We start from the raw sequence: 22,157 nt of genomic DNA on the forward strand, positions 1-22,157 counted from the left end.
GGTTTGACCCGCAATTCGCGAAGCTACGCGCTGCCGGTAAAAGCTGTCAACAAAGCGTTGTGCAGGGTCTCAAAGCAGCGCCAGCGTCAGCAGCACCGCCAATTCCAGCAGCTCGAGCAATGCCCCGGCCGTATCGCCGGTGCAGCCGCCCAGACGGCGCATCATCAACTGTCGCAGCCAGAAGAAACAAACGGCGCAGACCAGCAATACAGCTACCCCTGACCAGCCGGCGAGCAGCACGCACGCAATGGCAGTGGCGGCCAAAACCTTGCGTCCAGGGCCACGCGGCAGGTGATCGGCGAGCGCCTGCCCCAATCCCCCGGAACGTACATACGGCGTTCCCAGAAACAGCCCAAGCATGGCCGCGCGCCCGATCACCGGCGCCAACAGCAGCCAGACACTGGCATGGCTCTCGATCAGCGCCAGAATCGCAGCAAACTTGAGCAGCAGCACCAGGACCAGCGTGACCACGGCGATAGGCCCGCTGCGTGGGTCCTTCATGATCTTCAAGGTGCGTTCACGGTCACCGAAGCCGCCCAGCCAGGCGTCAGCACTGTCGGCCAGACCGTCCAGATGCAGGCCGCCGCTGAGCAATACCCAGGCACTGAGTACCAGCGCGGCGTGCAGCATGAGCGGCGTACCACTGAGCAAGGTGTTGAAGCCCAGCAGCAGCGTGCCGAACACCGCCCCGACCAACGGGTAGTACAGCAAGGAGCGTCCTAGCTCTTCAGGGCGCGGCATGCCCGGCAGTCTGATCGGCAGGCTGCCGAGAAATTGCAGGGCGATCCAGAACGGCAGCATCTCAGATCTCCGTGAGTACGCGATCAGCAGCGACCTGAATCGACAACAGCGCGCCATGCCCGACCACCACCTGCAACAGTTGCTCACGCGGCAAACCACGCGCCTGCGCCACCAGCAAGCGCATGACACCGCCATGACTGACCAGCAACACGCGCTCACCGGCGTAAGCCTGATGCAGACGCTCAATGGCACTCAATACCCGGTTCGAGAAATCCAGCACCGGCTCGCCGTTGGGGGGTGTGAACGCGTAGGGGTCCGCCCAGAACAGACCCAGGCCCTGCGCATCGGTTTCCATGAGTTGCGCAGGGCTGTGCCCTTCCCAGTCGCCGAAATGCAGCTCCTGCAAACCTGGCTCCAGGTGCAGAGGCAACGACAAGCGCTGCGCCAGCTCTTCGGAGAAACGTGCGCAACGTTGCAGCGGCGAGCTGACAATCCGCGTCCAAGGGCCGCCATCGACCACCGCCGCACGCATCTGCTGCCAGCCAGACTCGGTCAGCGCGTCGTCGAGACTGCCGCGCAGGCCGCCGCCCAGTTCGGTTTCGCCGTGCCGCAACAGGTCCAGGTGTAAGGTCATGCGGGGCGATCCGCCACAGCCGCTTCGGCAAACGTCGCCATGCCGCTGTGCAGCTCGCACGCCAGGCGTACCAGCGGCACAGCCAGTGCGGCACCGCTGCCCTCGCCCAGACGCAAACCGAGGTCCAGCAGCGGTTCGGCCTGCAGCGTTTCCAGCAGATGCCGATGGCCCGGTTCGGCGCCCCGATGACCGAACAACAGCCAGTTGCGGCAGGAAGGATTCAGGCGCACCGCTACCAGCGCGGCCGCGCTGCAAATGAAACCGTCGACCAGTACCGCAATACCTTCCTGCGCGCAGGCCAGGTACGCACCGGTCAGCGCGGCGATTTCGAAGCCGCCCAGGCAGAACAGGCTGTTCAACGGGTCTCCCGCCTGATCGGCGTGCAATGCCAGTGCGCGCTCGATGACATGAGTCTTGTGCTGAATGCCCTCGGCGTTCAGCCCGGTACCGGGTCCGACCAGCAACGGCGCAGCGCACTCCAGCAACGAGCAGGCGACTGCGCTGGCGGCTGTGGTGTTGCCGATGCCCATCTCGCCGCCGATGAACAGTTCAGTGCCGACAGCCTTGGCGCGCAATACGCTGTCACGCCCGGCCTGCAGGGCAGCGAGCCCCTGCTCGACACTCATGGCCGGCCCGTAGGCAAAATTGGCGGTGCCCGCGCCAATGCGCAGATGGCGCACCCCGGGCAAATCCATTGGCGACACAGTGCCCAGATCGACCACGTCCAGTTGCGCGGAGAGCTGACGCGCCAGCACGCTGATCGCGGCGCCGCCGTTGACGAAGTTGTGCAGCATCTGCCCGGTGACTTCCTGTGGATACGCCGACACACCTTCAGCGACGACACCATGATCAGCGGCAAAAATCGCGATCCACAGTTGATCGGCGGCCGGACGCTCACGCCCTTGCAAACCGGCCAGCTGTACCGCCAGGCGCTCCAGTTGCGCCAGCGAACCGGCGGGTTTGGTCAGTTGCTGCTGACGGGCCAGTGCCGCCTCGCGCATCGGTACATCAATGGCCTGTGCAGGCTTGAGCCACCAGGAATTACTCATAGCGCGGTTCCTTTCAACGTCAGGGGCAAGCCGGCAACGGTCAACACGACACGCTGGCAACGCTCGGCCAGCGCCTGATGCAACAGGCCGGCTTCATCGACATAGCGACGGGTCATTTCGCCGAGCGGCACGACGCCAAGCCCGGTTTCGTTGCTGACAAAAATGATTTCACCCGGCAGCCCGGCAAGGCTGTCGAGCAGGGATTCACGTTCTTGAAGCAGGCGCTCGGGGTTGTCGAGCATCAACAGATTGGTCAGCCAGAGGGTCAGGCAATCGACTAGCAGGCAGCAATCGGGCGCCGCATTTTCGCGCAGCACCCGCGCCAGCTCGATCGGCTCTTCGACCAACCCCCAGTGCTCGGGACGGCGTGCGCGATGGCTCGCAACACGCTGATTCATTTCGCCGTCCAGAGGCTGACTGGTGGCGATGTAGGTCACCTTCAGCGTGCTGTCGGCGGCCAGTTTTTCCGCCAGGCGACTCTTGCCGGAACGCGCGCCGCCGAGGATCAATTGCAGCATTCAGTTCGCCTCCAGGCCACACAGTTCGCGAAGCAATGGGCCGTCCAGGTGTTTTTCCACCAGGTCCGCCAGACGTTCGATGTCGCGCTCGCGCAGGGCGTGATAATCGACGGACTGCACGTTCGCCAACCCCGCCCAGCGCAGTAACGCGCTACAGGCCGCAGGTGATTCGAACAGGCCGTGCAGGTAAGTCCCGAGCACCTGCCCGTCGACACTCTGCGCGCCATCGCAACGCCCGTCGTCCAGTTGCACGGCAGCCTGCTCCAGCGCCGGCCCTGTCGTTACCCCGGCATGAATTTCGTAGCCGCTGACCTCGGCGTCTTCCAGGGTCAGACGACCGCGCACATTGCGCAGTTGCTTTTCCGCTTCCAGCACCGTGCTCATTGCCAGTAGGCCAAACCCGGCGCTGGACCCGGCTGCGCCTTCCAGCCCGAGAGGATCGTGCACCTGCTCACCGAGCATTTGCAGGCCGCCGCAGATCCCCATCAGCTTGCCGCCATAACGCAAATGCCGCTCGATGGCGGTGTCCCAGCCATTGTTGCGCAGGTAGTTCAGATCGCTGCGCACGCTTTTCGAGCCGGGCAGAATGATCAGGTCAGCAGGAGGAATCGCCTGGCCGGGACCGATGAACTGCAGATTGACCTGAGGGTGCAGGCGCAGCGGGTCGAAATCAGTGTGATTACTGATGCGAGGCAGCACCGGGACCACCACGTTCAGCACATGCTCGACCTTGTCGGTCTGGCGCTGGTCCAGGCCGTCTTCGGCTTCGAGGTGCAGGTCCATCACGTAGGGCAGCACGCCAACCACCGGCTTGCCGGTGCGTGCTTCCAGCCAGTCCAGACCCGGCTGCAACAAGGCGATGTCACCGCGAAAACGGTTGATGATGAAACCCTTGACCCGCGCCCGCTCACTGGGCGACAGCAGCTCAAGGGTGCCGACCAGATGGGCAAACACCCCGCCACGATTGATATCGGCAATCAGCAGCACCGGGCAGTCGACCGCCTCGGCAAAGCCCATGTTGGCGATATCGTTGGCGCGCAGGTTGATCTCGGCCGGAGAACCCGCGCCCTCGACCACGATCACCGGGTAGCTTTCACCCAGGCGCCGATGGGATTCCAGCACCGCCTGCATGGCGATCTCTTTGTAGCCGTGATAAGCCATCGCGTTCATGGTGGTGACCGCACGGCCGTGAATGATCACCTGCGCGCCCGTGTCACTGTTGGGCTTGAGCAGCACCGGGTTCATGTCGGTGTGCGGTTCGAGGTAGCACGCCTGCGCCTGCACGGCCTGCGCGCGGCCGATCTCGCCGCCGTCTGCAGTCACCGCGCTGTTGAGCGCCATGTTCTGCGGCTTGAACGGCACGACCTTGACGCCCTGACGAGTCAGCCAGCGGCACAGGGCCGTCACCAGAGTGCTTTTGCCGGCATCGGAGGTGGTGCCTTGTACCATCAGCGTGCTCATGGGTATTCCTTGCGGTATTCAAGCAGAACATCGTGCAGCCGCAGCCAGTCGGCCTCGTCGCGGGGCAGACCGAAACGCAGACTGGACGACTCGGAGGTGTCACCCTTGAACAGACGCAGCAGCACGCCGCGCCGCGCACAAAACTCATAGAGCGTCTGCGCCTCAGGGGTCACCAGCCATTGGAACAGCGCACAGCCGCCTTGCGGGGTCAGAGCGTAGCGGTCGAGCAACGCCACCAGCCGGTCGCGGGCCTGGTCACAGCGCTCACGTTGACGCGCCTGCCCCTGCTGATCACTGAGGCACACCTGACCGATGATCCGGGTTGGCCCACTGACCGACCAGGGGCCGATTTCCTGCGCCAGCATCCTCAACAGCACCGGCTCGGCCATGACAAAACCGAGCCTCACGCCAGCCAGGCCGAAAAACTTGCCGAACGAACGCAGGACGATCAGCCCGCTGCGCCCCGTTTCGGCCGCCAGGCTCATGCCCGGCGTGTTATCCATGAACGCTTCATCGACGACCAGCCAGCCACCGCGCTCGGCCAGTCGTGCATGCCACTCCAGCAAGCGCTCGGCGCTCAGGTGCAGACCGGTCGGGTTGTTGGGGTTGACCACTACCAGTATGTCCAGGCTGTCGAGGAAGTAGTCGACCTCCTGCTCACCCACCTCACGGACCACGAAACCGTTCTTGCGCCAGGCATGCGCGTGCTCTGCGTAGCAGGGCGACAGAACGCCAACTCGCCCCCCGCTGCGCACCCGCGGCAGTGCCTGAATCGCGGCCTGCGAACCAGACACCGGCAATAACCGGGACACACCGTAATACGCGCAGGCCGCCGCTTCCAGACCATCGTCGGTCTCGGGCAACCGCGCCCAGGCACGCGTCGGAATCTCCGGGATGGGCCACGACCAGGGCGCGATCCCAGTGGACAGGTCCAGCCAGTCGGCTAGCTGAATACCGTAATGCTGCGCCGCCGCGCGCAACCGCCCGCCGTGCTCAAGCATAAAATTCAGCCGCCACGCAGATGACCAGCAGCCATAACCAGACGCCGCGCTGCACCAGTTGCCAGCCGCGATCGATCGAGTCCGCGTCGGCAGGCGCACCCTCACCCAGTTGCGGACGCTGATGCAACTCGCCGTGGTAGATCGCCGCGCCACCCAGTTCGACACCCAGCGCGCCTGCGCCAGCGGCCATCACCGGACCGGCATTCGGACTGTCCCAGGCCGGAGCCTGTGTGCGCCAGCAACGCAGCGCCAGTCGGGTCTTGCCCAACAAGGCGTAAGTCAATGCCACAAGACGTGCGGGAATATAGTTGAGCAGATCGTCGATCTTCGCCGCAGCCCAGCCAAAACGCTCAAAGCGCTCGTTGCGATAGCCCCACATGGCGTCCAGCGTATTGCTCAGCCGGTACAGCACCACGCCGGGCGCACCGGCCACGACAAACCAGAATAACGCTGCGAACACCGCATCGCTACCGTTCTCCAGCACCGACTCGGTGGCTGCGCGGGCGACTTCGGTAGCGTCCAGCTCAGTGGTCTGGCGACTGACCAGATAACCGACCCGCTGACGTGCTTCAACCAGATCATCACTGCGCAGCGCTTGCGCCACCGGCTGAACGTGCTCGCCCAGACTGCGCATGCCCAGCGCGCCATACAGCGCCAGAATCTCGAACAGCCAGCCCACGCCAGGCAACCAGCTCAGCAGCGTGGCCAGCAGCGTCAGCGGCACAACGGTGATGACCCAGGCGGTAACGCCGTGACTGCGCCAGCCACGGCCGCCACTGTTGAAACGCTGCTCGACCCGATTGGCGAAGTTGCCGAACGCCACCAGCGGATGCCATCGTTTTGGCTCACCGAGCAGCGCATCCAGCGCGACCCCGGCGACGCTCAACAGCGCCACACTCATTGATTCACTCCCCATTGATTCTCGTACAGCAGCTCGTGCAGCGGACGCGCCTGCGCCCAGCCTTCCATCACCAGCATTGGCGCAGGATAGAATTCCTTGACCGGCCCCAGGCAAATGATCGCCAGCGGCTTCGCGCCGTCAGGCATGCCCAGCAGTTCGGCCAATGCCTCGGGGTCGAACAGCGACACCCAGCCCATGCCCAGGCCTTCTGCACGCGATGCCAGCCACAGGTTCTGGATCGCGCAGGACAGCGATGCCATGTCCATTTCGGGCAAGGTGCGACGCCCGAAAATGTGTTGCTCACGCCCTTCCATCAGCGCGGCGACCAGCACTTCTGCGCAGTCGTTGATGCCTTCGACCTTGAGCTTCATGAACTCGTCGGTTCGCTCCCCCAGCGCCTCGGCGGTACGAACACGCTCCTCCTCTACCTGCGCCTGCATCCTGCCGCGCAATAGCGGATCGCTGATGCGGATGAAGCGCCACGGCTGCATCAGCCCGACGCTGGGAGCCTGATGCGCAGCTTCGAGCACGCGCGCCAATAGCTCGGGCGCGACCGCACCACCGATGAAGTGGCGCATGTCGCGACGTTCGGCGATAGCGCGGTACACCGCAGCCCGCTCTTCGGGGCTGAACGCTTGCTCGGTCATGGTTTGAACAGCGCCGCAATCGCCCGGGGGCAGGAAGGAAAATAGAAATGCACGTAGGACGCGGTCAGACGACCCAAACGATAGACCGCTTCTGCGCCGCGCCCGCCATTGGGGCTGACGCCACGCGCAATCGGCTGCAGCTCGGTGCTGGTCAGCGAGTGGTGATAGGTATGGCCGTGCAGCGTGCCCTCGGGCAGCTCGACGGCCTGCAAGGCCAGCGCCGCCAGACGCTTCTGCATGACCGCTTCACCGGACAGCAAGCCGACCAGTTCGGCGCGCACGCCCTCGACATCGGTCAGGGCTTCGAGCAAATAGAGCATGCCGCCGCACTCGGCAAGAATCGGCTTGCCGGCAATATGGTGAGCCCTGATCGAAGCCTGCATTGTGCCATTGGCGGCCAGCGCCACGTGGTGCAGCTCCGGATAGCCACCGGGCAGGTACAGGCTGTCGGCCTCGGGAAGCTCGCGATCATGGATCGGCGAGAAGAAACTCAGCTCGGCGCCCATGTTCCTCAGCAGTTCCAGGCTCGCGCCATACAGAAAGGCAAAGGCTTCATCGCGTGCGATGGCAATGCGTACGCCGCGCAGCAGCGGTTCGACATGAACCGGGTCGGGCGCGGTAAAGGTCACGGCCGGCGGCAAAGCCACTTCACAGGTACTGGCCAGCGCCGCAGCAGCCATGTCCAGACGCACGTCCAGATCATTGAGCTCACTGGCCTGGACCAACCCCAGATGACGGCTGGGCAATTCGAAGCCGACTTCCCGGGACAGTGCGCCGTACCAGCGCAGGCCTTCGGTCAGGCTGTTCTCCAGCAACTGCGCATGGCGTACCGTGCCGACGCGATTGGCCAACACGCCGGCGAACGGCAGATCAGGCTGATAGCGCGCCAGGCCCAGCGCCAGTGCGCCAAACGTCTGCGCCATGGCCGTGCCGTCGATCACACCGAGTACCGGCACGCCAAAATGCCGGGACAGGTCGGCGCTCGACGGCGTGCCGTCGAACAGCCCCATGACCCCTTCGATCAGAATCAGGTCCGCCTCGTCAGCCGCCTCCCACAACAGGCGACGGCTTTCATCGGCACCGACCATCCACATGTCCAGTTGATAGACCGGCGCACCACTGGCCCGCTCGAGAATCATCGGGTCAAGAAAGTCCGGGCCGCACTTGAACACCCGGACCTTGCGCCCTTGGTTGCGGTGCAAGCGTGCCAGTGCAGCGGTCACCGTGGTTTTGCCTTGCCCGGAGGCAGGCGCAGCGATCAATACCGCCGGACAGTCACGCGGGGCTCTCATTGCAATGCGCTCAATGATGAAGGGTTCACAGCTCGATACCTTTCTGCGCACGAATACCGGCCTGAAACGCGTGCTTGACCACGCCGATCTCGGAAACGGTATCGGCCAGGTCGATCAATTCGGCTTTGGCACCGCGGCCAGTCACCAATACATGCTGCATCGGCGGACGTGCCTGCAGGTCGCTGAGCACTTGTTCAAGGTCGAGGTAGCCATGTTTGAGGGCAATGTTCAGTTCGTCGAGCACCACCAGACCAATGGCCGGATCGCGAAGCATTTCCTGAGACACGGCCCAAGCGGCTTCGGCGGCGGCGATGTCGCGCTGGCGATCCTGGGTTTCCCAGGTGAAGCCCTCACCCATTACGTGATAGCGCACCTGCTCGGGGAAACGGCGGAAAAACATTTCTTCGCCCGTGCTGTTGCGGCCCTTGATGAACTGCACCACACCACACTGCATGTCGTGGCCCATGGCGCGGGCGAGCATGCCGAATGCCGAGCTGCTCTTGCCCTTGCCATTGCCGGTCAATACCAGCAGCAGGCCGCACTCGTTGGGCGAGCTGGCGATACGCTCGTCCATGACGGCTTTCTTGCGCTGCATGCGCGCCAGATGGCGTTCGTCGCGTTCGGGGGATTCGTTCATCTGGGTTCTCCGCTCGGGGCAGGCGACAACAGACGGAAGGACAGCACTGGACAGCACGGCAACGCCCTGCACAGAACATCACCCTCCGTGATGTCATTGAGTGATTCAGGCCGGTCTCCGGGCTCATGAGCGGGTCACCCCGGCTGCGCGCCTTCCCATGTCGAAACACAGTGGCGTCAGGCACAGCCTTGACTCATTTACCGTTGCGGGGGCAGCGCCGGGATCGGATCTGTCGACCCACACCGGCTTCCCTGTTTCACTCTGCCAATCGGGGATTGCAGAGCACCTGAAACAAACCGCGAAGGGTAGAGGGTTGGACCGGGAGCGTCAATCGACACCGTCGCCGCGGAACGTGATTGAACCTAGCGGGTTGGCGGTGCCTCTATCAGTTACTGGACCATGCCCTTGTTAATGGAGATCGACAATGTTCAAACTCAGACCCCACTACGCAGTGTTGCTTCTGGTCGCCGGCGGCCTCGCTGCCTGCGGCGAGTCTTCGAGACTGCAAGTCTCGGATGGAACAGGCCCCTCGCCCAAGCTGCCGGAGCCCAACAAGACGCTGATCCCGACCGTCAACATCGCCCCTGCCGTAGGCTGGGAAAAAGGCGCCAAGCCGGTCGCCGCGCCGGGCACACAAGTGGCTGCGTTCGCCGAAAACCTCGACCACCCGCGCTGGCTGTATGTGTTGCCCAACGGTGACGTGCTGGTCGCAGAAACCAATTCGCCCGCCAAACCGGATGATTCCAAAGGCATTCGCGGCTGGGTGATGGAAAAAGTCATGGGGCGCGCCGGTGCCGGTGTGCCCAGCGCCAACCGCATCACCTTGCTGCGCGACGTGGACAAGGACGGTGTGGCAGAGACGCGCACGGTTTTCCTGCAAAACCTCAATTCGCCGTTCGGCATGACCCTGGTGGGCAACAAGCTGTATGTCGCCGATACCGATCGCCTGATCAGCTTCCCGTATGAATCAGGGCAGACCTCGATCAGCGCGCAGGCGACCAAGGTGGTCGACCTGCCGGGCGGCACGCTCAATCACCACTGGACCAAGAATGTCATCGCCAGCAAGGATGGCAGCAAGCTGTACGTGACCGTGGGCTCCAACAGCAACGTGGCCGAAAACGGCATGGACAAGGAAGAGGGTCGTGCGGCGATCTGGGAAGTGGACGCGGCCACCGGCAACCACCGGATCTTCGCGTCGGGCCTGCGCAACCCCAACGGCATGGATTGGGAGCCGAAGACCGGCAAACTGTGGACGGCGGTCAACGAGCGCGACGAGATCGGCAGCGATCTGGTGCCTGACTACGTCACCTCGGTGCAGGACGGCGCATTCTACGGCTGGCCTTACAGCTACTACGGCCAGCATGTCGACGAGCGCGTCAAGCCGCAGAATCCGGCACTGGTCGCCAAGGCGATTGCCCCGGATTACGCAGTAGGTCCGCACACCGCTTCGCTGGGCCTGGTGTTCGCCGACGGCAAGACACTGGCTGCACCGTTCAACGAAGGCCTGTTCATTGGCCAGCACGGCTCATGGAACCGCAAACCGCACAGCGGCTATAAGGTGGTGTTCATTCCATTCAGTGGCGGCAAACCCAACGGCACACCGGTCGATGTGTTGACCGGCTTCCTCAACAAGGATGAAAAAGCCATGGGCCGTCCGGTTGGCGTGGTCAATGACCAGCGCGGCGGTTTGCTGGTGGCGGACGATGTCGGCAACAAGATCTGGCGCGTGACATCAGCCAAGGCTGCTCAGTAACGCCGAGCGGTTATTCCTGTGGGAGCGAGCTTGCTCGCGAAGAGGCCGGCACAGCTGCGGCGATCCCCAGCGTGCCACGCTCCAGCGTGGACACGCCTTTCTGAACGCTCTGCGTCCGATCCTGAGGCTGGAGCTGGGGGAAGCCGCTGATCAGCGGTTCCTGCCTAAGGCCGATTCTGCGCCAGACTGGACGGCTGAATCACGCGCTTGGCGTTGAGGTAGGCTCTCTGCCAGTAAGGCTTGTCGAGACTGTCGAGCTTCACCGTGCCACCGGTGGCCGGCGCATGCACGAAGCGGCCTTCGCCCACGTAAATCCCCGCATGCGACACCTGCGAACCACCTGACGTGGCAAAGAACACCAGATCACCTGACTGCAGTTGCTCGCGGCGAATATTCGGTGCGCCCATCACGATCATCTCGCGTGTGGAACGTGGCAGGGAAATGCCAGCCGCGTCACGATAGACGTAACCTATAAGACCGCTGCAATCGAAACCGGAGTCAGGCGTGTTGCCGCCCCAGCGATAAGGCGTGCCAACCAGCCCCAACGCACGAAACAGCACGTCTTCGGCAGCTGGAGAAAGAATCTGGGGAGGAGCAGTGACCACCGGACGCTGAACGATCCGGGGCGCTTTGGGCGGGGGCGGCGCGCTGGCGCAGGCACCGAGCAACGCAGCAACAGAAATGACTAACAGGCGCAACGCAATCGACATAACCACAACAACCTATCCGGATGCGGCTTACGCTGCCGAGAAGCTCAAAAACGCAGAAAGACCCGAAGGTCTTGTACTGCGCGTTCTATTTATTTACGCCGCTTGGGCGCGGTCTTGACTGTAGTCGAAGTCATCGCCGTTGTCTGCGTTACTTCAGGTGTCGATTTTACTGCAACAGTACCCGGGGCCATCGCCAGGGGCCGCTTGGCCTCGATGAAGGTCTTGCTCCAGTAGGCGTCATCGAGGCTGTCGATGCGCACACCGCCGCTGCGGCGACTGCTGGAGTGGATGAACTGCCGATTACCGGCGTAGATCGCTGCGTGGCTGACCTGACCGCGACCGCGAGTACTGAAGAACAGCACATCGCCCGGCTGAAGCTTGTTGCGCGCCACCAGGGGTGCGTTGACGTTGATCATTTCACGCGTGGAACGTGGCAGGCTCATGCCGGCCTCTTCGCGAAACAGATAACCGATGAAGCCGCTGCAATCGAAACCCGAAGAAGTCGACGTGCCGCCGAACTTGTAGCGTGTGCCGATCAGCGACTTGCCACGCTCCAGGATGCTGTCGGCCAGGGCCGGCAGTTGGTAAGACTTGTTATCAGCGAACTGGGCCAGTTCGTCTTCGGTAGCGAGCTCGTCCTGCAGGACTGCCGCGTCGGCGCGACGGGCTGCGGACTGGGCATTGGCATTTATTGCGCTCTGATAGCGTGGAACTGGCTGGGCCTGTTCCTGCTGTGCGACCGGCATATTGGCCGAGCAACCGAAGAGAAAGGTAACGAGTGCGAGAGGCACGAGGGGTGCGAAGCGAACAACTTGCATGGGCACAACCGTGGCTGACTAGTTAAGATGGCGAGACTATGCCTTTTATGAAGGTGATTTGCAAATTCAATCGAACTAGATGTGACTTATGAGTTCGGCCATGACATGTGCCGCGCGGTAGGGCAAAAAGACGTCCATCTGCGCGCTGTGATCCGTCGGCTGCGGATTGATTTCTGCGGCAAAACCCCCGGAAACCCTGGTGCGAATGACCGGTTCGTGAATGTAGGGGAAGCTTGCGGTGGTGCCGATACTCAGCACTGCGTCATAGCCTTTAGCCAGCTGTTCATACAGTGTTTCCAGGGCTTTTTCGGGAAGCATTTCCTGAAAAAGAACGACGGACGGTCGCAAAATGCCACTACATGCCGGGCATAAGGGGGGCAAAGGGCGCTGCAAGTGCTCACTCAATTGCGAATCCTCAGCACCGCAGGATTGGCAAAACAGTGGCGAGAGTTGCCCGTGAATTTCGATCAGGCGCTCCGGCGGACTGCCCGCCGCACGGTGATAACCGTCGACGTTCTGGGTCAGCACCCAGCACTCGGGTTTGATGCGTTGCAACTGGGCGATGGCGTAATGCGCGACATTCGGCTCGCCACCCAGACACGCCCTACCCAGTTCAGCGATGTACTTCCAGCACAGCTCCGGGTCACGACGCAGCATGGGCCCGGACAGGGCCATTTCGATAGGCAGGCCATCATCGGTCTTGCCATTGTAAAGCCCGCCCACACCACGGTAGGTCGGCAACCCCGAATCGGCAGACAAACCCGCCCCGGTGATCACCAGAATCCGTTGTGCATGGCGCAAGGCAGCCGCCGTCTGCATCAACAGCGCCTGATCTACCACCCGAGGGTCTCTTTAAGGAAGGGAATGGTCAGCTTGCGCTTTTCCTGGAGTGACGCCTGATCGAGGCGCTCGAGCAATTCGAACAACGCGCTCATGCTGCGTGTACCACGCGTCAGGATGAAATGCCCGACATCGTCGGTCAGGTGCAGACCACGCCGAGAGGCACGCAGTTGCAAGGCGCGCAGCTTGTCCTCGTCGGACAGACCGCGCATCTGGAACACCAATGCCATGGTCAGGCGCGATTTCAGGTCGGGAAGCTTTACCGGCAATTCGCGGGGCGATTTGGACGCGGCAATCAGCAGACGACGCCCGCTGTCACGCAGACGATTGAACAGATGAAACAGCGCTTCTTCCCAGTCGGGCTTGCCGACGATCGCCTGCAGATCGTCCAGACACACCAGCTCGTACTGCTCCAGATGATCGAACAGCTCGATGCCTTCATCTATGACTTCGGCCAGCGGCAGATACACTGCAGGCTCGCCCAACTGCTCGAAACGCAGGCAGGCAGCCTGCAGCAGGTGCGTGCGCCCTACTCCGTCCTTGCCCCACAGATAGATGAGGCTTTCGGTCCAGCCAGCGTCGGCTTCGCACAGCCGCTCGACATAGCCGAGTGCAGCGGCGTTGGCGCCTGGATAGTAATTGACGAAAGTGGCGTCATCACGCAGACGCACACTCAGGGGCAGCTGAATCGGTTTCATGCTGACTAACGGCTCATGCAAACCGTCAAGGGCCTCTGTGTAAAGAGCGCAAAGTTTATACCCGTGACGCTGGTCGCACAATGCGACAGACCTCAAGCAAAATCAAAGGTTTGCGTCAGGGTGAGTAAAGCGCCGTCCAGGCGCTGTACGAAAATTCGGCGAGCGAAGGTCAGGCAAGGCAAAAACAGGCGAGGAACGGCCGGGGTCGCGCTCGACTCTACGTGTTGTAAATGAGCATTCCGATTGGACTCGCATCCGAGCCTGTTTTTAACGAAGCATCACCGAGCGCAGCCACTTTTTGTACAGAGCCCAGGACAGGGCGTTTGCAGGGGGCATGCACTCAAGGCATGAGCCTCTTCACCGGGCGGCGAAGAGGCTTGCATCGATCTTACAGCTCCGGATCTTCCGCGCCTGCGTAGATTTCCGAGTCCTTGTACAGATCATGCATGTGGCGCACCAGCACCATGATCACCGCCGCCACCGGCAGGGCCAGCAGAATGCCGGTGAAGCCGAACAGCTCGCCACCCGCCAGAATCGCGAAGATGACGGCGACCGGGTGCAGGCCGATGCGATCACCGACCAGCAACGGCGTCAGCACCATCCCCTCGAGGGCCTGACCGATCATGAACACCGCCACAATCCCCATCATCGGGTACAGGTCACCGCCAAACTGGAACAGCCCGGCCACCAGGGCCGAACCGATACCGATCACGAACCCCATATAAGGCACGATGGCCGCCAGACCGGCAATCACGCCGATCAGCAGGCCCAGCTCCAGCCCGACCAGCATCAGACCGGCCGCATAGATCACGCCAAGGCCGACCATCACCAGCAACTGACCGCGTATGAACGCGCCCAGCACTTCGTGGCACTCGCCCGCCAGCTTGACGATTTGCCCTTCACGCTGACGCGGCAGCAGGCCACGGATCTTGCCGGTCATGATGTCCCAGTCACGCAGCAGGTAGAAACACACCACGGGGATCAGCACCAGATTGGTCAGCCAGCCGATCAGCGCCAGGCTGGACGCCGTAGCCTGGGACAGCACGATAGAGACGATGTCCCCGGCCTGGCCCATATGCTCGGAGATGGCTGCCTTGATCTTGTCGAACTTCCAGAACCCGTCTGCCAGCCCGAACTTGGCCTGGACCCACGGCAACGCCGAGTGTTGCAGCCAGTCAAGAATCTGCGGCGCCAGCTCGTAGAGACGGAACAACTGCTTGGCGAGCATCGGCACCAGAACCAGCAGCAACGCCATCAGCACCAGCGTGAACAACCCGAACACGACCACAACGCTCAGGGTTCTGGACAGTCCGGCGCGCTCCAGACGGTCCACCAGCGGATCACCCATGTAGGCCAGCAGTAACGCCACCAGAAAAGGAGTGAGGATCGTGTGCAACAGCACCACGAATGCAACCAGCAAGGCCAGGCCGCCGATCCAGAACCAACGCCGCGTATCAGTCATCAACATCCCTCAAGCCAGTGGAAAAGCGTTCTTGCCGGGTTACCAGCGGAAATAGAGCTGTGGCGCAGACGCCGGAACAATCATCGGTGCGGGCGCAGGTGCCGGAGCAGCAGCAGCTCCATTGGCTGGCGCAACCGGCGCAGTCGCATCGACAGGCGCAGCAGGCGACGTTGCGGTAGCGGCTGCTTCGGCTGCGGGCACTTCCTGCAATTTGGCCAGCGACAACTGCGAGCGTAGCTGATCGGTGCTGCCACTGACCTCAAACACCACTTTATCGCCTTCGACAGAACTCAGACGCACGCCGAACGGTTCGAGTAACTGAAGCAGTTGCGCATAGCGCTCAAGTGTCATGCCTTGGACCTGGATCAGCATGCCGGTCGACGCACCGGGCTTGGCGACGAAGCGCGGAGCCAGACGCTCGCTGACCGACAGCAGCACCGCATCGGCCAAGGCTTCGGATGTGGCACCGGTTGCGGTGCCCTGTTCGCGCTGATCACCCAGCCACAAGCGCCATTTGCCCTGCCACTGACCGCCATCTTCCCGGGCGTGCACGGCCAGTATCGCGTCAGCGCCATAGCGCTCGGAGGCTTCCTTGAGCGGCGCAGGGTCAGTGCCCTCCAGGGTTTTCGCATTACCGATACCCTGCTCGCTCAAATCAGCCAGCGGCAGACGCAGCGGCAGTCCGCGGTGCTGAGCGGCCTGGCGCAAGGGTTCGGCAGCGGCCTGACCGTCGCCGACCAGATTCGAGCCTTCCACCGAGTCATTCAGCCACCAGCCGAGAATCGACGGGCGATTGCTGCCCCAGATCGGCAACCCCGCATCGTGCAAGGCACGGTCGGTGGTGGCCGGATCGAAGTCGACCAGCAGGGTTTCCGGCGGGCCGGCCTCGTAGCCGTACTGGCTGATGATCTGCTGCGGGTCCTTGCGCAGTGCGGCGATGGTCGAGCCCTGCACGGCCTTGGCGTCGCCGGTCAGGCGCAGCACCAGAGTTTCGACGGCGGCCTGCGTGGCCCGCGTGCGCTCATCGGGCGACTGGCCATTGACCGGCTCGCGAACCTGATAAAGGTTGCTGACCGTTTCGGCAAGGCTGGGAAGGCTGATCAGGGATAGACAGCCGACTAGAAGAATTCTGGAAAAACGCATGGACAGTTCCCGAACGGAAAAAAGTAAAAAGAAGCGGTTTCAGCAGGTGTACCAGTCTGGGACAGACGTGAGCCACCTATCATTCAGTTCGCGCATAAAGTACACCCTAAACGTCCAGGGTCGCACTGACAGGCCACCTGCTCGAGGTTAATTTGGTGCAACACCGCCCTGTTGTCGGCGCAAGGATGGCCCCTGATGAGCAAGCCTGATAAAATCGCGCGCCTTCGCAGACCGGCAATCGCCATGGCCCCAACATTACCACCGCATGACAGCGCGGTGCTGAACGGGTCCTAACGCAGCGGTCGATACCTCCGAATCCCCCCTAAAGGCCTGGATTTTCTATGAGCAAGCAACCCTCCCTGAGCTATAAAGACGCCGGTGTAGACATCGACGCCGGTGAAGCATTGGTCGAACGCATCAAGAGCGTCGCCAAGCGCACCAAGCGTCCGGAAGTCATGGGCGGCCTGGGAGGCTTCGGCGCCCTCTGCGAAATCCCGGCCGGCTACAAGCAACCGGTTCTGGTTTCCGGCACCGACGGCGTGGGCACCAAGCTGCGTCTGGCGCTGAACCTGAACAAGCACGACACCATCGGCATCGACCTGGTCGCCATGTGCGTCAATGACCTGGTGGTCTGCGGCGCAGAGCCACTGTTCTTCCTCGATTACTACGCCACCGGCAAGCTGAACGTCGACACCGCCGCTCAGGTCGTCACCGGCATCGGCGCCGGCTGCGAACTGGCCGGCTGCTCGCTGGTCGGCGGCGAAACCGCTGAAATGCCGGGCATGTACGAAGGCGAAGACTACGACCTGGCAGGCTTCTGCGTCGGCGTCGTGGAAAAGGCCGAGATCATCGACGGCTCGAAAGTCGCTGCCGGTGACGCCCTGCTCGCCCTGCCATCGTCCGGCCCGCACTCCAACGGCTACTCGCTGATCCGCAAGATCATCGAAGTGGCAGGCGCCGATATCGAAACCATCCAGCTGGACGGCAAGCCACTGACCGAACTGCTGATGGCGCCGACCCGCATCTACGTGAAGCCGCTGCTCAAGCTGATCAAGGAAACCGGCGCAGTCAAGGCCATGGCCCACATCACCGGCGGCGGCCTGCTCGACAACATTCCACGCGTACTGCCGGAAGGCGCTCAGGCCGTGGTCGACGTCGCCAGCTGGCAGCGTCCGGCCGTGTTCGACTGGCTGCAGCAGCAAGGCAACGTTGCGGAAAACGAGATGCACCGTGTGCTGAACTGCGGCGTGGGCATGGTGATCTGCGTCGCTCAGGAGCACGTCGAAGCAGCACTGAAGGTGCTGCGTGAAGCCGGCGAGCAGCCTTGGGTGATCGGCCAGATCGCCACCGCTGTCGAAGGCGCAGCACAGGTCGAGCTGAAAAACCTCAAGGCGCATTGATGCCAGCCATCTGCGAAGTCGTGGTGCTGTTGTCCGGCACCGGCGGCAACCTGCAAGCGATGATCGACAGCTTCAAGGACGGGGCCAGCCCCGTCCGCATCCGCGCGGTGATTTCCAACCGCGCAGATGCATTCGGCTTGCAACGTGCAAGGGACGCAGGCATCGAAACCTGCGTACTGGATCACACCGCATACGAGGGCCGTGAAGCCTTCGATGCAGCGCTGATCGAACGGATCGACGCCTTCCAGCCACAGTTGGTCGTATTGGCCGGGTTCATGCGCATTCTCAGCGCAGGATTCGTTCGCCACTACCATGGCCGCCTGCTGAATATTCACCCTTCCCTGCTGCCGCGTTACAAAGGCTTGCACACGCACAAGCGTGCGCTGGAGGCCGGCGACACCGAGCATGGCTGCAGCGTGCATTTCGTTACCGAGGAACTCGATGGCGGCCCACTGGTCGTACAGGCTGTTATTTCGGTACAGTTGCACGACACGCCCGCAACGCTCGCGCAACGGGTCCATGTTCAAGAGCACCGTATTTACCCACTGGCCATTCGATGGTTTGCCGAAGGCCGACTGAGCCTTGGTGAACAAGGTGCGTTACTCGATAGCCAGTTACTCCCGGCCAGCGGCCATCTGATTCGACATTAGGAGATACTATGCGTCGCGCTCTGCTCTTCGCTTTCGCTCTGCTCGCCTTGCCTGCCGTACAGGCCGCAGACCTTCAACCCTTCTCCGCCAGCTACACCGCCGACTGGAAACAGCTGCCCATGAGCGGCACAGCCGAACGCAGCCTGGAAGCCGGCGCCAATGGCACCTGGACCCTGAGCTTCAAGGCCTCGATGATGATCGCCAGCCTGACTGAAGTCAGCACCCTGAAGGTCGACAAGGACACCCTGCTGCCGCAGACCTACAACTTCGAGCGCAGTGGCCTGGGTAAATCCAAGAAGGTCGATCTGGCGTTCGACTGGAACACCAAGTTCGTCACCGGCACCGACCGTGGCGATGCGATCAAGCTGCCGCTCAACCGTGGCATCCTCGACAAGTCCACCTATCAGCTGGCGTTGCAACACGACATCGCTGAGGGCAAGAAGAGCATGAGCTATCAGGTTGTCGACGGTGATGAAGTAGACACCTACGACTTCCGCGTGCTGGGTTCGGAAAAAGTCACCACCAAGACCGGCCAGGTCGATGCGATCAAGGTCGAGCGCGTGCGTGACCCGACGCAAAGCAAGCGCACCACTGTGCTGTGGTTCGCCAAGGACTGGGATTACCTGCTGGTCCGCCTGCAACAGGTCGAAACCGACGGCAAGGAATACAACATCGTCTTGCTGGACGGCACCGTCAACGGCAAGGCCGTCAAAGGCAGCTGATTGCCCTGACAGCACGCACCACAGAGCCCCGCTTTTTAGCGGGGCTTTTTATTGGCTGAAGGCATGCGACGCAGAACGCCGCACGATAGTCGCGCCTGCACCGCCCCCTTCGTGAGCAAGCTCACTCCCACGCCCTTCGGGCAGAAGCGCGGAGCATCGGCACGATGTTGCGATGATCGTTCCTCACCCTCCAGCGTAGGAATGCAGTTCTCGACGCTCTGCGTCGTCAAGAGGACGTGGAGCGTCCAGAAAGGCATGCGACGCAGAGCGCCGCAAGATAGTCGGGCCTACACCTGCCCTTCGTGAGCAAGCTCACTCCCACGCCCTTCGGGCAGAAGCGCAGAGCATCCGGGCACGATAGTTGAGGTTATCGTTCCTCACGCTCCAGCGTGGGAATGCAGTTCTCGACGCTCTGCGTCGTCAAGAGGACGCAGAGCGCCGCACGATAGTCGCGCCTGCACCTGCCCTTCGTGAGCAAGCTCACTCCCACGCCCTTCGGGCAGAAGCGCAGAGCATCCGGGCACGATAGTTGAGGTTATCGTTCCTCACGCTCCAGCGTGGGAATGCAGTTCTCGACGCTCTGCGTCGTCAAGAGGACGCAGAGCGCCGCACGATAGTCGCGCCTGCACCTGCCCTTCGTGAGCAAGCTCACTCCCACGCCCTTCGGGCAGAAGCGCAGAGCATCCGGGCACGATAGTTGAGGTTATCGTTCCTCACGCTCCAGCGTGGGAATGCAGTTCTCGACGCTCTGCGTCGTCAAGAGGACACGGAGCGTCCAGAAAGGCATGCGACGCAGAGCACCGCACGATAGTCGCGCCAGCACCTGCCCTTCGTGAGCAAGCTCACTCCCACGCCCTTCGGGCAGAAGCGCGGAGCATCGGCACGATGTTGCGATGATCGTTCCTCACGCTCCAGCGTGGGAATGCAGTTCTCGACGCTCTGCGTCGTAAAGAGGACGCGGAGCGTCCAGAAAGGCATGCGACGCAGAGCGCCGCACGATAGTCGCGCCTGCACCTGCCCTTCGTGAGCAAGCTCACTCCCACGCCCTTCGGGCAGAAGCGCAGAGCATCCGGGCACGATAGTTGAGGTTATCGTTCCTCACGCTCCAGCGTGGGAATGCAGTTCTCGACGCTCTGCGTCGTCAAGAGGGCGCGGAGCGTCTGGAACGGCGTTTACACGCGCATTCGGACAGGCTAGAAGCACATGAAACATCCTTCATTTTGCCACCACTGCGCTGTAAGCCACGTCATGTAAGGGCTGCAGAGGATCGATGAGTTTATGACCACCGGGGAACCTGAACAGGCTATTTACTTAGGCAGCTAACAAATCCTATAAAAGAGTCCTGCGACACATCGCCGCAGTATCCAGAGGCCTAACCATTCAGGCCATCAAAGTCAGGAGCTTACTACTATGACTGTCAGAGTTACTGAACGCGACGACGCCCACCTCTCTCACGAAGCCGTTGCCGACGGCATCCAGATCTGGGACGTGCACCAACAGGACCAACTGGTAGGCATGTTCCACGTTGAGTCCGATGCCCTTCGCTATAAGGAAGAGCTGGAAGCGCTGGAAAGCCAGGGCAACCACTGAACAAATCCAAGAACAGGAAAAGACAAAACCCGCTGAATGCGGGTTTTGTTTTGATAACTCAATGACAGCGCCGTGGGCTTACCACATCAGATCGTCAGGCACCTGATACGCCGCATACGGGTCGTCTGCATCCGGCGCTTCGGTCGGGGTGTTGAGCAGCACGATACGACGCGGGTCACGCTCCTGGATCTTCAGCGCAGCCTCCCGCGGAATGATCTCGTAACCGCCGCCGTGGTGAACGATGGCCAGTGAACCGCTGCTGAGCTTGTTGCGCACCATGGCGTTGACCGGGATGCGTTTGACCTTCTTGTCGTCAACGAAGTTGTAGTAATCCTCGGTGATCAGCTTGGGCAGGCGCGACACTTCGATCAGTTGCTTGACCTGAGCGGCGCGGGCCTTCTGCTCGACCTTCTCCTGCTGCTGACGGTTCAGCTCCTGATCACGTTTGGCCTTCTCGGCCATGGCCTCCTGGGCCGCACGCTTTTGCGAGTCATCGGCCTGCGCCTGACCCTTGTGCACCAGACGCTGCTCTTTCTGCTTTTCTTTGCCGACCTGCTTGGCCTGCTTTTGGTTGACCAGACCTGCCTTGAGCAACTGATCGCGAAGGGAAAGGCTCATTGTCTACTCACTTATACCGTTACCGCACACTCAGCCGCAGCCGGGTGTGCTCTTTTCCTGACGTTTGGCTTCGCCCCACAACGCATCCATTTCTTCGAGCGAGCACGCTTCGATAGGACGCTGCAGGTGGCGCAAAGCCTGTTCAATGAATCGGAAGCGTCTGTCGAACTTGCTATTGGCCGAGCGTAGCGCAGTTTCCGGGTCGACCTTGAGGTGTCGGGCCAGGTTGACGACGCTGAACAGCAGGTCGCCGACTTCCTCGGCAATGCCCTCGGCGTCATTGTCGACCATGGCCTCGAGAATTTCATCGAGTTCTTCACGCACCTTGTCGACCACCGGCAATGCCGCAGGCCAGTCGAAACCCACCTGCGCCGCACGCTTCTGCAGTTTGGCTGCCCGACTCAACGCGGGCAAGGCCCGGGGCACGTCGTCGAGCAGCGACAACTGCTCGGGCACACCGGCCTTCTCGGCACGCTCCTCGGCCTTGATTTCGTCCCAACGAAGATTGACCTGCTCGTCGGTCAGGCGTGGCGTTTCTGCCGGCGCGTACAGCTCGCCAGTCGGAAACACGTGCGGATGGCGACGCAGCAACTTGCGGGTAATGCCGTCGATGACGTCGTCGAATTCAAACCGGCCTTCCTCTTTGGCCAACTGCGCATAGAAGACCACCTGAAACAGCAGGTCACCCAACTCACCCTTCAGATGGTCGAGGTCGCCCTGTTCGATGGCGTCGGCCACTTCATAGGCTTCTTCCAGCGTGTGCGGCACGATGCTGGCGTAGGTCTGCTTCAGGTCCCACGGGCAGCCGAACTGCGGATCACGCAGCCGGGCCATGAGGTTCAGCAGGTCTTGAACTGTATACATGGAGCTCC

The 22,157-nt window shown here is 62.1% G+C and carries 23 protein-coding genes and 1 riboswitch; of the genes, 5 read left to right on the plus strand and 18 right to left on the minus strand.

The features are described from left to right. Nucleotides 1-69: 69 nt before the first annotated feature. From BLR16_RS23005 to cobO, 10 genes are read right to left on the minus strand one after another with little or no spacing between them, the layout of a single operon-like run. Nucleotides 70-801 (minus strand): adenosylcobinamide-GDP ribazoletransferase, encoded by a 732-nt coding sequence (locus BLR16_RS23005; RefSeq protein ID WP_044309731.1) that lies wholly within the window; start codon nt 799-801, stop codon nt 70-72. A 1-nt stretch (nt 802) separates the two neighbouring features. Further along, complete coding sequence (gene cobC, locus BLR16_RS23010) at nt 803-1,375, minus strand: alpha-ribazole phosphatase family protein (RefSeq protein WP_074808936.1); 573 nt, start codon at nt 1,373-1,375, stop codon at nt 803-805. Next, nucleotides 1,372-2,424 (minus strand): nicotinate-nucleotide--dimethylbenzimidazole phosphoribosyltransferase, encoded by a 1,053-nt coding sequence (gene cobT / locus BLR16_RS23015; RefSeq protein WP_058397281.1) that lies wholly within the window; start codon nt 2,422-2,424, stop codon nt 1,372-1,374. The genes cobC and cobT overlap by 4 nt, the downstream gene beginning before the upstream one ends. Continuing rightward, the gene (gene cobU, locus BLR16_RS23020; protein ID WP_074808938.1) at nt 2,421-2,942 is read right to left on the minus strand and encodes a bifunctional adenosylcobinamide kinase/adenosylcobinamide-phosphate guanylyltransferase; all 522 of its coding nucleotides are present in this window, start codon (nt 2,940-2,942) and stop codon (nt 2,421-2,423) included. Before cobU ends, cobT begins: the two co-directional genes overlap by 4 nt. Beyond that, nucleotides 2,943-4,403, minus strand: a complete 1,461-nt coding sequence (locus BLR16_RS23025) for a cobyric acid synthase (RefSeq protein ID WP_074808940.1) — start codon at nt 4,401-4,403, stop codon at nt 2,943-2,945. Beyond that, a complete protein-coding gene (gene cobD, locus BLR16_RS23030) occupies nt 4,400-5,404 on the minus strand; it encodes a threonine-phosphate decarboxylase CobD (RefSeq protein ID WP_024661930.1) in 1,005 nt (334 codons plus the stop codon). Before cobD ends, BLR16_RS23025 begins: the two co-directional genes overlap by 4 nt. After that, nucleotides 5,397-6,305: an adenosylcobinamide-phosphate synthase CbiB gene (gene cbiB, locus BLR16_RS23035; RefSeq protein ID WP_003369648.1), complete on the minus strand. Its 909-nt coding sequence runs from the start codon at nt 6,303-6,305 to the stop codon at nt 5,397-5,399. The genes cobD and cbiB overlap by 8 nt, the downstream gene beginning before the upstream one ends. Next, a complete protein-coding gene (gene bluB, locus BLR16_RS23040; protein WP_024661931.1) occupies nt 6,302-6,952 on the minus strand; it encodes a 5,6-dimethylbenzimidazole synthase in 651 nt (216 codons plus the stop codon). The genes cbiB and bluB overlap by 4 nt, the downstream gene beginning before the upstream one ends. Beyond that, the gene (locus tag BLR16_RS23045) at nt 6,949-8,244 is read right to left on the minus strand and encodes a cobyrinic acid a,c-diamide synthase CobB (protein WP_044309727.1); all 1,296 of its coding nucleotides are present in this window, start codon (nt 8,242-8,244) and stop codon (nt 6,949-6,951) included. Before BLR16_RS23045 ends, bluB begins: the two co-directional genes overlap by 4 nt. Nucleotides 8,245-8,269: 25 nt before the next feature. Next, nucleotides 8,270-8,881: a cob(I)yrinic acid a,c-diamide adenosyltransferase gene (gene cobO / locus BLR16_RS23050; RefSeq protein ID WP_003369640.1), complete on the minus strand. Its 612-nt coding sequence runs from the start codon at nt 8,879-8,881 to the stop codon at nt 8,270-8,272. A gap of 90 nt (nt 8,882-8,971) precedes the next feature. Next, nucleotides 8,972-9,186: riboswitch (cobalamin riboswitch) on the minus strand. A 119-nt stretch (nt 9,187-9,305) separates the two neighbouring features. Here cobO and BLR16_RS23055 point away from each other — a divergent pair. Next, nucleotides 9,306-10,634 (plus strand): PQQ-dependent sugar dehydrogenase, encoded by a 1,329-nt coding sequence (locus BLR16_RS23055; RefSeq protein ID WP_044309726.1) that lies wholly within the window; start codon nt 9,306-9,308, stop codon nt 10,632-10,634. A 164-nt stretch (nt 10,635-10,798) separates the two neighbouring features. Here the strand turns inward: BLR16_RS23055 and BLR16_RS23060 are convergent, their stop codons facing one another. The 6 genes from BLR16_RS23060 to BLR16_RS23085 all read right to left on the minus strand — a co-directional run bounded on the left by BLR16_RS23060 (nt 10,799) and on the right by BLR16_RS23085 (nt 16,305). Next, nucleotides 10,799-11,344 carry a C40 family peptidase gene (locus BLR16_RS23060; protein WP_003369637.1) on the minus strand — a complete coding sequence of 182 codons (546 nt, stop codon included), beginning with the start codon at nt 11,342-11,344 and terminating at the stop codon, nt 10,799-10,801. Between the two features lie 89 nt (nt 11,345-11,433). Beyond that, the gene (locus BLR16_RS23065) at nt 11,434-12,162 is read right to left on the minus strand and encodes a C40 family peptidase (RefSeq protein WP_003369635.1); all 729 of its coding nucleotides are present in this window, start codon (nt 12,160-12,162) and stop codon (nt 11,434-11,436) included. A gap of 75 nt (nt 12,163-12,237) precedes the next feature. After that, nucleotides 12,238-13,002, minus strand: a complete 765-nt coding sequence (locus BLR16_RS23070; RefSeq protein ID WP_161437940.1) for an NAD-dependent deacylase — start codon at nt 13,000-13,002, stop codon at nt 12,238-12,240. After that, nucleotides 12,996-13,700: a DnaA regulatory inactivator Hda gene (gene hda, locus BLR16_RS23075; RefSeq protein ID WP_003369632.1), complete on the minus strand. Its 705-nt coding sequence runs from the start codon at nt 13,698-13,700 to the stop codon at nt 12,996-12,998. The genes BLR16_RS23070 and hda overlap by 7 nt, the downstream gene beginning before the upstream one ends. A 388-nt stretch (nt 13,701-14,088) precedes the next feature. Beyond that, the gene (locus BLR16_RS23080; RefSeq protein WP_003434374.1) at nt 14,089-15,162 is read right to left on the minus strand and encodes an AI-2E family transporter; all 1,074 of its coding nucleotides are present in this window, start codon (nt 15,160-15,162) and stop codon (nt 14,089-14,091) included. 39 nt (nt 15,163-15,201) lie between these two features. Beyond that, the gene (locus BLR16_RS23085; protein ID WP_074808944.1) at nt 15,202-16,305 is read right to left on the minus strand and encodes a DUF2066 domain-containing protein; all 1,104 of its coding nucleotides are present in this window, start codon (nt 16,303-16,305) and stop codon (nt 15,202-15,204) included. A 341-nt stretch (nt 16,306-16,646) separates the two neighbouring features. Between BLR16_RS23085 and purM the strand changes: the two genes are divergently transcribed. The 4 genes from purM (at nt 16,647) to BLR16_RS23125 (ending at nt 20,667) form a co-directional block, all read left to right on the plus strand. After that, nucleotides 16,647-17,705 carry a phosphoribosylformylglycinamidine cyclo-ligase gene (purM, locus tag BLR16_RS23095; protein WP_074808947.1) on the plus strand — a complete coding sequence of 353 codons (1,059 nt, stop codon included), beginning with the start codon at nt 16,647-16,649 and terminating at the stop codon, nt 17,703-17,705. Continuing rightward, the gene (purN, locus tag BLR16_RS23100) at nt 17,705-18,355 is read left to right on the plus strand and encodes a phosphoribosylglycinamide formyltransferase (protein ID WP_003344861.1); all 651 of its coding nucleotides are present in this window, start codon (nt 17,705-17,707) and stop codon (nt 18,353-18,355) included. The genes purM and purN overlap by 1 nt, the downstream gene beginning before the upstream one ends. 8 nt (nt 18,356-18,363) lie before the next feature. Further along, nucleotides 18,364-19,077, plus strand: coding sequence for a DUF3108 domain-containing protein (locus BLR16_RS23105; protein WP_003369623.1), 714 nt, complete (start codon nt 18,364-18,366; stop codon nt 19,075-19,077). Between the two features lie 1,410 nt (nt 19,078-20,487). After that, nucleotides 20,488-20,667 carry a hypothetical protein gene (locus BLR16_RS23125; RefSeq protein WP_002554613.1) on the plus strand — a complete coding sequence of 60 codons (180 nt, stop codon included), beginning with the start codon at nt 20,488-20,490 and terminating at the stop codon, nt 20,665-20,667. Nucleotides 20,668-20,745: 78 nt separating this feature from the next. Here the strand turns inward: BLR16_RS23125 and BLR16_RS23130 are convergent, their stop codons facing one another. Both BLR16_RS23130 and mazG read right to left on the minus strand, forming a co-directional pair. Next, the gene (locus BLR16_RS23130; protein ID WP_003349677.1) at nt 20,746-21,285 is read right to left on the minus strand and encodes a DUF2058 domain-containing protein; all 540 of its coding nucleotides are present in this window, start codon (nt 21,283-21,285) and stop codon (nt 20,746-20,748) included. A gap of 30 nt (nt 21,286-21,315) precedes the next feature. Next, nucleotides 21,316-22,149 carry a nucleoside triphosphate pyrophosphohydrolase gene (mazG, locus tag BLR16_RS23135; protein WP_003314605.1) on the minus strand — a complete coding sequence of 278 codons (834 nt, stop codon included), beginning with the start codon at nt 22,147-22,149 and terminating at the stop codon, nt 21,316-21,318. Nucleotides 22,150-22,157: the final 8 nt, after the last annotated feature.

It is taken from the genome of Pseudomonas sp. BS3767, assembly GCF_900099665.1.
GTDB classification, from domain to species: domain Bacteria; phylum Pseudomonadota; class Gammaproteobacteria; order Pseudomonadales; family Pseudomonadaceae; genus Aquipseudomonas; species Aquipseudomonas cerasi.